Annotated in this window: 15 protein-coding genes; 2 read left to right on the top strand and 13 right to left on the bottom strand. The window is 62.7% G+C overall.

All coding sequences use genetic code 11. The features are described 5' to 3' along the window. Both OJ996_RS23735 and OJ996_RS23730 read left to right on the top strand, forming a co-directional pair. On the top strand, positions 1–548 hold a 548-nt coding region (locus OJ996_RS23735), incomplete at its 5' end, for a hypothetical protein (protein WP_264516200.1). 181 nt (positions 549–729) lie between these two features. Continuing rightward, positions 730–1,845: an ATP-binding protein gene (locus OJ996_RS23730; protein WP_486624555.1), complete on the top strand. Its 1,116-nt coding sequence runs from the start codon at positions 730–732 to the stop codon at positions 1,843–1,845. A gap of 38 nt (positions 1,846–1,883) precedes the next feature. Here the strand turns inward: OJ996_RS23730 and OJ996_RS23725 are convergent, their stop codons facing one another. The 13 genes from OJ996_RS23725 to OJ996_RS23665 all read right to left on the bottom strand — a co-directional run bounded on the left by OJ996_RS23725 (position 1,884) and on the right by OJ996_RS23665 (position 11,867). After that, the gene (locus OJ996_RS23725) at positions 1,884–2,126 is read right to left on the bottom strand and encodes a hypothetical protein (RefSeq protein ID WP_264516198.1); all 243 of its coding nucleotides are present in this window, start codon (positions 2,124–2,126) and stop codon (positions 1,884–1,886) included. 80 nt (positions 2,127–2,206) lie between these two features. Beyond that, complete coding sequence (locus OJ996_RS23720; RefSeq protein WP_264516197.1) at positions 2,207–2,458, bottom strand: hypothetical protein; 252 nt, start codon at positions 2,456–2,458, stop codon at positions 2,207–2,209. Positions 2,459–2,843: 385 nt separating this feature from the next. After that, on the bottom strand, positions 2,844–3,710 hold the full coding sequence (locus OJ996_RS23715) for a hypothetical protein (protein WP_264516196.1): 867 nt from the start codon (positions 3,708–3,710) through the stop codon (positions 2,844–2,846). A gap of 454 nt (positions 3,711–4,164) precedes the next feature. Next, on the bottom strand, positions 4,165–4,566 hold the full coding sequence (locus tag OJ996_RS23710) for a hypothetical protein (RefSeq protein WP_264516195.1): 402 nt from the start codon (positions 4,564–4,566) through the stop codon (positions 4,165–4,167). Between the two features lie 4 nt (positions 4,567–4,570). Continuing rightward, a complete protein-coding gene (locus OJ996_RS23705) occupies positions 4,571–5,035 on the bottom strand; it encodes an HK97-gp10 family putative phage morphogenesis protein (protein ID WP_264516194.1) in 465 nt (154 codons plus the stop codon). Between the two features lie 6 nt (positions 5,036–5,041). Next, positions 5,042–5,572, bottom strand: a complete 531-nt coding sequence (locus tag OJ996_RS23700; protein WP_264516193.1) for a head-tail connector protein — start codon at positions 5,570–5,572, stop codon at positions 5,042–5,044. A 5-nt stretch (positions 5,573–5,577) separates the two neighbouring features. Beyond that, positions 5,578–5,862 carry a hypothetical protein gene (locus OJ996_RS23695; protein ID WP_264516192.1) on the bottom strand — a complete coding sequence of 95 codons (285 nt, stop codon included), beginning with the start codon at positions 5,860–5,862 and terminating at the stop codon, positions 5,578–5,580. Positions 5,863–5,955: 93 nt separating this feature from the next. Further along, on the bottom strand, positions 5,956–7,248 hold the full coding sequence (locus OJ996_RS23690) for a phage major capsid protein (protein ID WP_264516191.1): 1,293 nt from the start codon (positions 7,246–7,248) through the stop codon (positions 5,956–5,958). Positions 7,249–7,297: 49 nt separating this feature from the next. Beyond that, a complete protein-coding gene (locus tag OJ996_RS23685; RefSeq protein ID WP_425605575.1) occupies positions 7,298–7,660 on the bottom strand; it encodes a phage head completion protein in 363 nt (120 codons plus the stop codon). Between the two features lie 3 nt (positions 7,661–7,663). Continuing rightward, on the bottom strand, positions 7,664–7,798 hold the full coding sequence (locus OJ996_RS23680; RefSeq protein ID WP_264516189.1) for a hypothetical protein: 135 nt from the start codon (positions 7,796–7,798) through the stop codon (positions 7,664–7,666). Next, entirely contained in the window at positions 7,788–8,606 is an 819-nt protein-coding gene (locus OJ996_RS23675; protein ID WP_264516188.1) for a head maturation protease, ClpP-related, read from the bottom strand. The genes OJ996_RS23680 and OJ996_RS23675 overlap by 11 nt, the downstream gene beginning before the upstream one ends. Continuing rightward, a complete protein-coding gene (locus tag OJ996_RS23670; protein ID WP_264516187.1) occupies positions 8,603–9,880 on the bottom strand; it encodes a phage portal protein in 1,278 nt (425 codons plus the stop codon). The genes OJ996_RS23675 and OJ996_RS23670 overlap by 4 nt, the downstream gene beginning before the upstream one ends. A gap of 295 nt (positions 9,881–10,175) precedes the next feature. Further along, positions 10,176–11,867, bottom strand: coding sequence for a terminase large subunit (locus OJ996_RS23665; protein WP_264516186.1), 1,692 nt, complete (start codon positions 11,865–11,867; stop codon positions 10,176–10,178). Positions 11,868–11,902: the final 35 nt, after the last annotated feature.

Genomic DNA, 11,902 nt, shown 5'->3' with positions numbered 1-11,902 from the left:
CGACCATGGCGGCCTACTTCGCCTACTCCTACGACCCCTTGGCCAATGTTGCCTGGGAGAATGCGAACGTCGCCTTCGCGGGCAGCAGCGGCCAGCCCACCGGCTGGGGTGCGCCCTTCATGCCCACGGGCGCGACTCTCAATTCCAAGACGATCGTCGAGGCCGGAGCCTACGACTGGTGGGAGCTCAACGTGACTACCTCGGGCCTCTCCGGCGACATGTCCTTCAACAACGGCGGCACCGCGAACCTCGGCGGCTCCCCGGTCGGCAAGAACATGGAACTTGTCCTCGAGGTCCAAGTCATGAGCGGCGCCTTCCAAGTCACGCTCACCAAGCAGGTCTCCGGAGGCAGCGGCATCTCCTACGACATGTCCACCAGCGGCCCCAGCCCTTGGGCCGACATCGTCCCCGCCGATGGCATCGTCATGCTCCGCACCCCCGCCACTGTTACCGGCAGCGGCGCCACCGCCGTCTGGCCTAACGTCGGCTTCAAGTGCAACGGCAACGGCATCATCCGCTTCCGCCGCTGCGGCGTCCGCGTCAAATAAGGAGCAGGGACATTCCTGTCCCTGTAGCGCAAGCTCCGTCTCCCACCCGCCTCCCCCCGGCATTACCCCACCCTGCATTCTGCACAGTCTAAATCGCTGAAGAGGCACGTTTACTCTGGATCAGCGTCGACTAGTTTAAACAAATATGGGCATGCGTTTGCACGAGTTCCTCGATTCTAACATGGAACCGGTCCTTCAGCAGTGGGAGGACTTTGCCCGTTCAGTTTGGCCCTCCGATGCGCCCACGGTGAAGCTTCTGCGCGACCATGCCGAGGAGATGCTTCGTGCCGTCATCGTCGACCTCCAAACAGATCAATCTGACGCGCAACAGTTCCTGAAATCAACCGGCCACGGCGAAGACTCCCGATCCAGCCTCTCGGTCAATCGCTCCTCGGAACGGCACGCGGTCAGCCGCGTTGAGTCCGGCTTCGATATCAGGGCCTTGGTTGCCGAATATCGGGCTCTTCGGGCTAGCGTCCTGAACCTTTGGGCGGCGACACCCGATGTTGAGGAGACCGACCGCCTGAAGGACATGACCCGCTTCAACGAAGCCATCGACCAACTTCTCGCGGAATCGATCTACAGTTACTCGAAGGAGATCGATCACTCCCGAGAGATGTTCCTCGGGATCCTCGGCCACGACTTGCGCACCCCGATGCACTCTGCGGTCCTCGGCGCCGAGATGCTCGCTTCACACCCGGATCTCTCTGAGATGCCCCGGAAGATTGCCCGCCAGATCACCATTTCGGTGCGGGAAATGGAGCGGATGATCAGGGACCTCCTCGACTTCACCACCACACGGCTAGGAGCCAAGATGAACCTTGTCCCGGTGGAGATGGACCTCTTCGAGTTGGGTCGGGAGGTCATGGACGAGATGAAAACCGCCCACCCGCACCGCGAGTTTGACGTCTCCGCGCATGGCTCTGCCACCGGCAAGTGGGACCGCTCGCGTCTTCGCCAGCTACTCTCCAATTTGATCGGGAATGCCGTCCAACACGGGGCCGCGGACAGTCCGATTCGCCTCCTGATCGAGGGTGGCGACGAACACGTCATCGCCAAGGTCATCAATCAAGGCGACCCGATCCCTCCGGAGATGCAACAGGTGATCTTCGACCCTCTTCGGCGGAATCCGGGCAACACCGAAGCCCGCGTCGCCGGCAGCTTGGGCCTCGGCCTTCATATCGCCCGCGAAGTCGCCTTGGCTCACGGCGGCACGCTCCGGGTCGAATCGGACAGTACCGCCACCACCTTCGTCACCCGCCTCCCCCGTGTCGCCAAGGCCTTGCCTGAAAACTGAAAACTGTCGGCTAGAAAACCTCTTCCACTGATCACTGCTTACTGATCACTCGGCACTCTTTTCATCTTCTCCCGTCCCCTCGCCACCGCTTCCTGGTAAGCTCTCAGCCCCGCTTCGACTTCGGCCGGCGGGGCTTTCTCTTGCCCGTCTTCCTCCGGCAGGAAGTCCGCACGCGTCCATGTCCGCTTGCCCCGGCCCAGCAGGTTGCACAGCAGCGCGTAGAGGTCGCACCACGGCACGTAAGAAGCCCGCTCCCGCGCATCCAGTTCGCGCGAGAGCAAGTCGATTTCATCGAGGCCGAGCTCGTCGAACTCCTCCAGCCCCAGCCCTGTGGCGACGTGCAGCCGCGCCCAGAGCTCGCTCAGCCGTTTCCCCCCACGGCCTGCTTGAAGTAGCCTTGGTAAGCGCTGATCAGCTCGGCGACATCCATGTCCTCGATCTCCTCGATCGACGGAGCGTTTTCGAACTTTCGCGATCCCTCGAAATAGAAATCCACCAGGAAGCCCGCGTTGGCCACCTTGGTCGCATCCTCCGGAGTTGGCTGCAAGAGATTCGCAATCCCGTGCTTCGCCTGAAGGGCCTTGATCTGCTTGATGCTCAGTTTTAGCTGCATGACGTCCGCATCACAGCGCGGAATCCCGCATCTTTCATCAACCTCGCTCCGCGGTTCGCATCGTTCAGGGATCGCTGCGCCACTCGTGCATCACCAAGAACAGGCCCGAAATGAGGCAGAAGAGAACCAAGATCGTGCTCGGCAAGCCGGCCGGTTGCCGAAGGAAGTCTTGAAGATAATTCATGTTGAGGGGGGAAAAGTGCGCGGGAACCTAAGACCACTTCGCCTCCCGTCTAGGGACAATCCTCCATTTCCCCTCCCACTTCATTCGTCATTCGGAAACTCGGCATTCGTCATTTCCCCTGCATTCGTCATTCAACCAAAACGGCCACCTCTCGCGAGGTGACCGCCCTGTCATGCGGCAAAGCCCGGAAGCCGCAAATCCTTAGTGGTGACCGTAGTGGTCTTGGGGCGCAAGGATGCCCACCGGCAGCACCTCGGCCGCGATCGCGTTGCCGGCTTTGTAGTGGCGGCCCGTCGGCTCGATCACGATCGAGCGCTTCACCGTTTGGTTCGGCTCGTAGTTCGGCTCGCCCACTTCCTTCACCGTCGCATGCACCAGCACGCCGGTGGCGGCGTTATTCGGATGCACGATCCGCCAGAAGGTCGCCGTCTCCTTGTCGAAGTCGTCTTCGAACAGATGGTGATTCTCGTCATTGTCCGCGCCCGCCACACCCGCGACGAGCGTCGCCGAGTTCGGAGCGGCCGTGATGCCCGTCGCCGTGCCGGTGGCGAGCGCGATGTTGAAGGTCCCATCATCGGCCGCGGCATCCAGAGCGCGGAGGTCGATGAACGTGCCGGCACCATCGATCACCTCGGCCACCGCGCGGATGTTGGCGGCGGCGGCATGGGTGGCGAGGTAGTTGCGGACCTCACCGGCCCAGCTTCCCGGGGAGCCGGGAGAGACGGGAATGTTGAGGGCGATCGGCGAGCCGGTCATGCCCGCCTTGGTGATCGTGACTAGGGCATTGCCCGCAGCACTCACGATGCCCGCGGCGGTAGACCGCTCGATCTGCTTCGTGCCCGTCGGAACGGTCGGGTTCCATTTGATCTCGACCGTGATATCCCCGATCTCCTTCGTCCCGGGTGACTTCTCTTTGAACTTGTTGCCGCCGCTGGCATCACAGTCGATCACGGGTTCTTCTTCGACCGTCTCCCGCGAGAGGCCGGGGCCGCTCATGGAAACCTTTGCCGAGACCGTGTCCCAATTCGTGCCGTTGTAGCGCTGTAGCTTCGAGCAATTGCCTTTCATGCTGCCGCCACGCTACTGCCTGCCCCGCTCGCTGCCCACGAAGCCCCGCTCCGATTCGGCCCATTCAAGGGCAGGCCACAGGCTGGACTCGGAGAGGTCCTTATCTAATTATCGCTGACGGCATTGCATTCTGGCGATAATCCATGGTAATGGCCGCACGATCCTCATCGATGCTCAACCACCTGTTCACGTTCCGATCGGAACTCGCGGCACTCGGTCTTGCGCTTCTGATCTTCGGATGCGTCCTCGTTGCCTTGCTCCGCTAGGCTCCCGCGCCGAGTAGTTTGGAATCTCTGATTTTCAAACATTCCCGCTATAAACGGGAACGTCGACCCTACACGATCCCTATCCTATGAACTCCGCCGTCGCAGGTTCTCGCATCGGGCTTGCGGCACTTCTCCCCCCTGGAGATAGGGCGCGCCCGTCAAATCCCCCCCCGGCCGGGCGCGCCCGTTCATTCTCCTGTGAGATGAACCTCCAGCACTCCGAGCGCCCCATAGTCCCTGAGCTTCTCGTCGTAGGTTTCGGCGAGGTTTCCCCAGGCACTTCCCTCGATCCTCCACCCGCCGCCGATCGACAGCGGGGTCATGCCTTGGAATTTAATTCGGAAGATCTCCCGCAGCGCGTTCGCCCGGATCCGCGTACCGGCATAGATCCGGATCTGATAGGCATAGCTGCCATCCTTCAGCGGTCCCGGATCCAAGGTGGCCTCGCTCTCGTCGCCGTAGAGCTGATAGACGAGGCAGGGATTCTTGGCATTCTCCGGCGCCGCATCGGGAAAGACACGGTCCTTGAATTCAGCAAGTGACGGCTCGGCCTTGATCGCCGCCACCAGCCACGCGAGAAGATCGTTCATCGGTTCAGAGTGATTTCGCTTCCCGCTCGAGTCCCGCCGCCAGTTCCCGTTTCACCACGTTCAAGACCTCGTCGGCCTTCCCCTCCAGCGCGGGCTTGAGGTAGGGCTGTGCCGGGTGGTGCTTGGTTCCCAGTTCAGTGAAGCGGTAGTAGCGCTCGACGGCGTCAGGGTGGTAGTCTGCTCCCTTGCCGCCTCTCCGGTGTGCGAGCCGATCACTCGACCGCGCCCCGCCCTTCACCGTCACCTTGACCCCGAAGAGTCCCTTCGACGGCTTCGAGCTCGCGCGGTGCACCAGCGATCGCTTCACCGCACCCGTGCGTACCGGCACCGCCGCCTGTGCCGCATCGACCAGCAGCTTGCCGCCCGCACGCACCGCGGCACCGTAGACACGGCGCTGCAGTCGCCGGTCCAACTTCGCCACGCTGTCCCGAAGCTGCTTGAACCCCGTGATCTCGATCCGGTTGGCCATCGGACATCAGGCGAAAAACCAGCGCTTGTGAGGCCCGCAGAGGTGATGGAAGCCCTGCGGCACTTCCATGGCGGTGAGTCCCTGCCCGACGATGATCGAGCTCCGGTTCTCGTAGTAGTGGCCGAGCAGGAAATAGCAGGCCACCCGGAACCATGCCGGCAGCATCTTGAAGCCCGCTTTCCACTCGACCCGGTATTCGCTGCCCGAGCGGTGCCCGGCATCCTCGAACAGCGTGAGAACCTGCCGTTCCTCGATCGACCCCGTAAGCTCCCACTCCTCCGCCGGGATCTCGCGCCACACCCCGAAGGCATCGCGCTTCTCCACGGTGGAGATCTCCTGCACCGGATAGAGGAAGCCGAAGGCCGAGAGCGTCGTCTTGGTCTCGTGCTCCCGCTCGAGCACTCCCGCGAGGCCGATCTCTTGCAAGGTGCGGTCGATCGCCGCCTCCACGAAGAGCGCGATCAACTCGTCGTCGAGATCGTGCTCCACGCGGAGGTGCGACTTGGCAAGCGTCAGGTCGATGACAGGCCGGGCCATGGGGATTACTCGGCGGATTCTTCAGCGGCCGAAGCGAGCTCGACCTTGGCCGCGTCGCCGGCGATGGCACAAACGGCCATCACCGGCGTGATCAGCCGGTTTTGGTCGTAGCCGTCATCCACGGGATCCGCAGTAGTTCCGGAACCATCCTCGGGCGTCGGTTCGGGCGTCGGCTCCTCCAAACTGACTCCCCTTTCCGCGGCCAGCGCTTCGAGCTTGGTGCGGTTGAGATTCCCGGTCACCTGGTGGCCCGCGGCTTCGATCTTCGCGATGATTTCCTTGTTGGTCATAACCTTAAAAGTTGGAAGGCCGGCCGGACATTCCGGCCGGCCTTCGTTGCAACCATGCTAGTGCCCCTTGGGCAGTGTTATAGGTGTAGGTGATTACGCCGGCGTGTTGAGGCGGGCGATGTAGTTGGCGAAGCGGACCATGGCGCCCCAGCGGACGTCCGCGGCGACGGCGATCATGCCGTTGCCGAAGAGATAGTGATCGCTCTTCTTCACGGTCAGACCCTTGCGGATCTTGATCTCATGGGCGCGCTTGAAGCTGCCGAAAAGCGCCGGGGTCTTGGTCGCGGCGACGGCGTCGAGGCGATCGCTCACGTGATAAGCGGATCCGTTGATCATCGAGGGCTGGCCCGCGATGAGGTTCGGGCGCCAGATCGGCTGGCCGGTGGTATCCTTCAGCAAGAGCGCCTTGGTCTCGAAGTCCGAGGAGATGGCATACACGCCATCGCGGCGCGCGGCGGGCTTCACGGCCTGCTTCAGCTTGATGATGTCATCGGCCGTGATGGTCGTTGCAGCGCTGTTGACCACGGCCGGCACAATACCGGTGCCGAGCGAGAGGATGCCCGGGCAGACGCGGCTCGCGAGGGTGACCGGGGCGGCATTGCCGGCTTGGTCCACGAAAGCGTTGAAGCCCGCGGTTCCTTTCCAGCCATACTCTTCAATCGTTTCAGCGAAGGCCTCCGCCCAAACGCGGCGGAAGGCAGCGTCGAGCCCGTCGGCATCCTCCATCAACTCCTGCGAGACCGGGAACATGCCGCCGTAGTTGTAGATGTCGATGGACTTGACCGAGAGAGCCGGCTCGGTCTTGAGGTAGGCCTCGGCTTCCTTGCGGGGAGCCAACACGCCGATGGTTCCAATGAACGGAATCTGCGTGTGGATCGAGGAAGTGAAGGTGACGTCGGAGATCTCCATCAGCGGGGACTGGCTAAGAGCCTCCATCAGGATGTTGTTCTCGATCACCGTAGGGATCAGCACCCCGCCGGTGGACGGGGCGACGGTGGAGAGAGCCTTGTAGACATCCGGAGAGCAGGCTCGCTGGTCGAAGCCGACGCGAGCGAACTGCAGGAAGTTGTCCATGTATTCGTCCGTCGCCATCGGCAACTTGGAACGGTCGGAGAGGCCGAGCTTCTGCGCGGTCTCATCGTCGGAAGCCTCGGACATATTGAGCGCCTTAAGGGCGGCCCGGTCCGTGGCAATCGCTTGGTTGATACGGTTGATATCCGTGCCAAGCGCTTCATGGCGGGACCACTCCTCGGCGGTGAAAGGACGGTCCTTGCCGCCCTCCCCCGTGCCCTTGGTGGCCTTGGTCAGATCCTCGTAAGCCGACAGGAGCGGAGCGAGGCCGGTGCGGTGATTTTCAATCGAGCGTAGGATGTCGTTTCGATCCATGCCCGCACCATCCGGCAAACCCTGCCTCTAACGGAACGGTCCGCGACCCTCATTCGCCGCGTTCAGCCGGGGTCGAGGCCTTGATGTCGACATACATGCCGTTGCTGCCTTCCACCTCCGCCCACCCATCGATCGACCAGATCTTCTCCGGAAGCCCGTTGCGCGGCGGCTCGACCAAGCGATCGCCTTCCCGGTACCATCCGACGAAAGGGCGAGTCCGGACTCGAAACAGCATCGTGCGACCTTCGCTTTCCCGATCGGCGATCTCTTCCATCGCCTTCGCCCGCTCGCTCATCCGGCGCGAGAAGCAAGCCCCCACCCGCACCCATTCCGGCACCGGCTGCCCAAGCGCATCTACCTCGGTCGAGCGCCGCTCGAACCGGATCGGGTGTTTCATCGTGCCGGGGTTCATGGTCTACAAGGTGTCGGGCTCCTGCTCTTCCGCGCCTGCTTCCAAGCGCAAGGCCTCCGCATGTTCGCGCAGGGCGGCAGAGTGATCCGTCAGGGCGTCAATGAACTCCCGGATCAGGTCCTTGATTTCAGAGTCCATGGTTGGCTCTGATGCGGGCGATGAAGTCGGAAGCGGCGGTGACATCTTCCAGCGTGCCCATGTTCTCCGGTTCGGGAGGATCGGCCGGCGCCGGATCGGCGGGCTTTTTACCCAGTATCATCGCGGCCGCGGGAAGGCCTTCGAAGTCGCCGGGCACCCACAACGCCGTGGCCTCGCTCGCACTCACCTTGTGCATGGCAAAGCCGGACAGGATCGCCTCGTCGGCGGAATACCAGGTCTCAGCATCCATCGCTGTCGTGAGGGCGGCCCGGTCGAGTTTGGTCCGCGTCTCGTAGGTGTTGACGATCGCATCGCGGATCTTGTCGAGGATCTCCGCCTGCTTCCGCATCACGGTGGCGTCGCCCCAGGCCACCACGCTCGGGTTGTGGATCATCACCATCCCGTTTTCCGCGATGTTGATGGTGTCGCCCGCCAAAGCGATGACGGAGGCGATAGAGGCCGCCAGCCCGTCGATGTGGACGATCACGTCGGCATCATGGTCGGCGAGGAGGTTGAAAATCGTGACACCTTCAAACACCGAGCCGCCCGGGGAATTGATGTGAAGGTGAATCTCTTCCGCGTCGGTCTGCGCCAGCATCCGCTGGAAGCTCCGCGCGTCGTTGCCGGTCCAGTAGGAAACGGCGTCGTAGAGATACATGGTGGCGGCCTTCTTCTTCCTGCCACCGGAAAGGTTGGTGATCTCGGGCAACACGTTTTCCGGGCGCTTCGCCTTCATGGCGGGCGTCAGCTTGCGTTGGTCGAGAGCCTCGAAGATCTCTTCGTGTTCGATGAGGACGGGTCGTTTCATGGGTCGGAGGGCGGTTCGGGCGCGAGTTCCTGCCCCAGCTTCACAAGGGGCACGTGATTGGTCGGGAAAAGGAGCTGATCGCCGCCTTCCATCGGAGGCAGGTCCTCCAAGGCGCGGCATTCGTTCGGGGTTTTGAGGGCGCTGCCCACCATTTTGGAATAGGCCTCCGCACGGCTCTTCAGGTCGCCGCGTAGCAGACCGTCGGCATTGTGGCGGAGGTAGTAGCCCGCCTCCCGGTCCCCCTTCGTCAGCAAGCACTGGTTGAGCGTCGCCTCGACCCGGACAATCCACGGCACCAGCGTCGCCATGTAGAACTCCTGCGAGAGGTGCTCGATGTTGTTGAAGGTCGCCCGGTCGAGCTTCTGCACCTTGTGCGGCGGCACGTTGAAGATCCGGCAGATCTCCTCGACTGAGAAAGACATCGACTCGATGAACTGCGCGTCGCGCATGCTCATCGTCACCTGGTGGAACTTCATGTCCCCGCCCTCGAAGATCGCCACCCCGTCGCCGTTCTGCGCCCCGCGCCACGCTTCGCTCCAGCGCTGGCGCACCTGCTTCGCCTGATCGGGATTCTTGAAGGTCGTCTGGGCGGTGATGATCCCGCGGATCGGTTGCCCGTCCTCCGCCGAGTTCTTCCCGTAGGTCGCCAAGGCCGCCGCCGCCGCGGTGGAAAGGCGGCAATGCTTGATCGGGTTGATCCCGTCGATCCCATCCGCCGACAACGCCTTGAAGTGCGCCACGTCCGGCTTGGAGAAGTTACCCGCAGGCACCTTCCAAGGGTTGGTCCCGATCTCGTAGACCACCCGCCGCAAGTCCGTGATCTTCGAAGTCACGGTCCCCAGCGGCAGCGGGAACATTTCGCGCACGAAGCCTCCCGACCAGAATTGCCGCGAGTGGGAGTTGCCCCGCAGGATCATGGTGTAGAGCAGCGCCTCCCGAAGCTGAGGCCAGGTCATCGCCTCGTTCGGCGCATCCCCCAGAAACCCAGCCAAACGGTGCTTCCGCTCCCGCTCCCGCTTGTCCCCGCTGCTCCGATAGAGCTGCAGCGGCATCGCTGCGATCGACGAGGCGATCACGGAAACACAGCCATAGACCGCGGCCAGACGATCCGCGGAAGACGTGCCTCCCTCCCCATCCCCCCACATTCGCCGCCAATCGGAGATCGGCGCCGTGACATCGAGGTTGCCCTGCGAAGGGGAACCATCGAGCGGCACGGCCGGCGTGTTGGCGGATGCCGAGAAGGCGGCGACGGCAGCTTGGAATCGGCGGAACACACCGCCAGACTGGCGTCAACCGGCCGGGGGCGGGACACCCGGCGATTCACTTTCGGGCCGTTCAGCACCGGACCTGACAACCACCTCCGCCGCAGGCGCTACCGACTTCACGAGTTGAATGGCTGCCTCGCAGACAACGAACTGGCTAACCCCTTCGGGCGACTGCGCGACCGTAACCCCGGTCTTGGCAAGATAGAGCCTCCAGTGAAACAGCTGGCTGGAATCCCGGTAGATTTCGAAGATCACCCGCGAATCCTACAGCGAGAGCGTCACTGGCGCTACTGTCTTTCCTTTCCTATAGAACGGTGCAACCCCAGTCGCCGGCGAGCGAGCCACCGTATTCGGTCTCGATTGCCACCCCGAGACCCATGATCGCCGCGATGATCCCGTCGATCCGGTCCTCCGAGTTCTTCTTGTCCGGCTTGATGTTGCCGTTTGCGTCCATGTGCACCACTACGTTGCCGGCATTCCATGCCAGCACAGGGTGGCCGAAGTGGTTCAAGTTGGTGCCCTCGATCACCAAGCGCTCCAGCTCCTTCGCATAAGGCGAGATCGTCATGATCCCTTGTGAGAAGCTCATCATGTTGACCCCTTGCTCCACCAACGGGTTGATCAGTGAGGCGGCATAGGTCTTGTCGTAGCCCACCGCCTGCACGTCGTAGCGTCCGCAGTCCTCGAGGATCTGCCGGTGGATGTAGCCCTGGTCCATCACCTCGCCCGGCGTCGGAATGATGAATCCCTTCTCCGCCCAGGTCTGATAGGGCACCTTGTCGCGCTTCGAGCGAGTGACGATGTCCTCCGCGGGACACCAGAAGTAGGGCAGGAAGGTCCACCGCTCGATGCCTTCCTGCGGGGGAAAGACCCACACCAGCGCCGAGAGGTCGCGCGTGATGGCCAGATCGAGGCCACCGTAGCAGCGCTTGCCCGCGAGCTGCTCCTTGTCGAACTCCAGCTTGCAATGCAGCCATTTGTCGGAGTCCAGCCACAGCGAGGCCTGATTGATCCATAGGTTCAGCCACTTGGTTTTGAGCTCTCGGTTGATCGCCGGGTTGGCCTTGGCCAAGGCGATCTGCGACCTGAACTTCTTCTCGTTGACCGTGATCCCATAGAGGGGATTGGCCTTCGCCCAAGTGAGCGGTTCCTCGATGTTGTCGCCCTCGTCGATCGTGTAGATGATGCCGAAGTAATCGTCGCCCTCGCCTCCGTCTTCCTGCCTGAGGATGCGCTGCACGATCAGCGAGTGTTGGCGGCCCACGCCCGACAAGCGGTAACCGGCCGTGGTGATCATCAGAAAAAGAGGCTGCGACCGCGCCCCGAGGGCCGAGTTGAGCACGTTCCAGAAACCCTCGGTCGCCCAGGCATGGGTTTCGTCGGCTATGATGGCATGCGGGTTGAGGCCGTCGGTGGTGTCGCCTTCGGTGTCGCGGCCGAGCGGGCGCATGTAGCTGTCCGCCGCCTCATACTCGATGATCGGAGGGTTCTTCCGGATCGAGAAAGCCGCCTTGAAGTCCGGGTCCTTGCTCTTTTCGATCAGGACCCTCGCATCCTTGTGGAGGATCATCGCCTGATCCTTCTTGGTGGCGGCATTGTAGACCTCGGCCCCGCCTTCCCCGTCGGCACACAGCATGTAGAGCGAGATACCGGCGGCTAGCAGGGTCTTGCCGTTCTTCCGCGGTACCTCGACGTGGGCATACTTGAATCGCCGCAGGCCGCTCGCTGACCACTTCCACCCGAAGATGTTGCCGATGACGAACTTCTGCCATGCCTCGAGCTTCATCCGCTGGCCCGCCCACTCGCCCTTGTAGTGGCGGAAGCTCTCGATGAACGCGATCGCACGGTCCGCCGCGGCGACATCGAAGCGGATATCCTTCCGCTTCAGGTCGCGCAGGAACCGCTCACATGCCAGCCGCACCCATTGGCAGGCAAGCCTCGCGCCTCCCGTCACCTCGCGGGCATAGGTCTCTGCCACGTGCTCGACCGGTGGCACATCCTTCTTTTTACCTGCCCCCGCCCTCGGCTTCC

Origin of the sequence: Luteolibacter rhizosphaerae (assembly GCF_025950095.1) — a bacterium.
Taxonomy (GTDB): domain Bacteria; phylum Verrucomicrobiota; class Verrucomicrobiia; order Verrucomicrobiales; family Akkermansiaceae; genus Haloferula; species Haloferula rhizosphaerae.
The sequence above is the reverse complement of the archived record's forward strand: the minus strand, read 5'-3'. Positions and strand labels throughout refer to the sequence as shown.

Excerpts from the sequence above, each read along its gene's own strand:
- OJ996_RS23730 (WP_486624555.1), top strand. The coding sequence starts at position 730 with ATGGAACCGGTCCTTCAGCAGTGGGAGGACTTTGCCCGTTCAGTTTGG.
- OJ996_RS23720 (WP_264516197.1), bottom strand. The coding sequence starts at position 2,458 with ATGCAGCTAAAACTGAGCATCAAGCAGATCAAGGCCCTTCAGGCGAAG.
- OJ996_RS23715 (WP_264516196.1), bottom strand. The coding sequence starts at position 3,710 with ATGAAAGGCAATTGCTCGAAGCTACAGCGCTACAACGGCACGAATTGG.
- OJ996_RS23710 (WP_264516195.1), bottom strand. The coding sequence starts at position 4,566 with ATGAACGATCTTCTCGCGTGGCTGGTGGCGGCGATCAAGGCCGAGCCG.
- OJ996_RS23705 (WP_264516194.1), bottom strand. The coding sequence starts at position 5,035 with ATGGCCAACCGGATCGAGATCACGGGGTTCAAGCAGCTTCGGGACAGC.
- OJ996_RS23700 (WP_264516193.1), bottom strand. The coding sequence starts at position 5,572 with ATGGCCCGGCCTGTCATCGACCTGACGCTTGCCAAGTCGCACCTCCGC.
- OJ996_RS23695 (WP_264516192.1), bottom strand. The coding sequence starts at position 5,862 with ATGACCAACAAGGAAATCATCGCGAAGATCGAAGCCGCGGGCCACCAG.
- OJ996_RS23690 (WP_264516191.1), bottom strand. The coding sequence starts at position 7,248 with ATGGATCGAAACGACATCCTACGCTCGATTGAAAATCACCGCACCGGC.
- OJ996_RS23685 (WP_425605575.1), bottom strand. The coding sequence starts at position 7,660 with ATGAACCCCGGCACGATGAAACACCCGATCCGGTTCGAGCGGCGCTCG.
- OJ996_RS23680 (WP_264516189.1), bottom strand. The coding sequence starts at position 7,798 with ATGGACTCTGAAATCAAGGACCTGATCCGGGAGTTCATTGACGCCCTG.
- OJ996_RS23675 (WP_264516188.1), bottom strand. The coding sequence starts at position 8,606 with ATGAAACGACCCGTCCTCATCGAACACGAAGAGATCTTCGAGGCTCTC.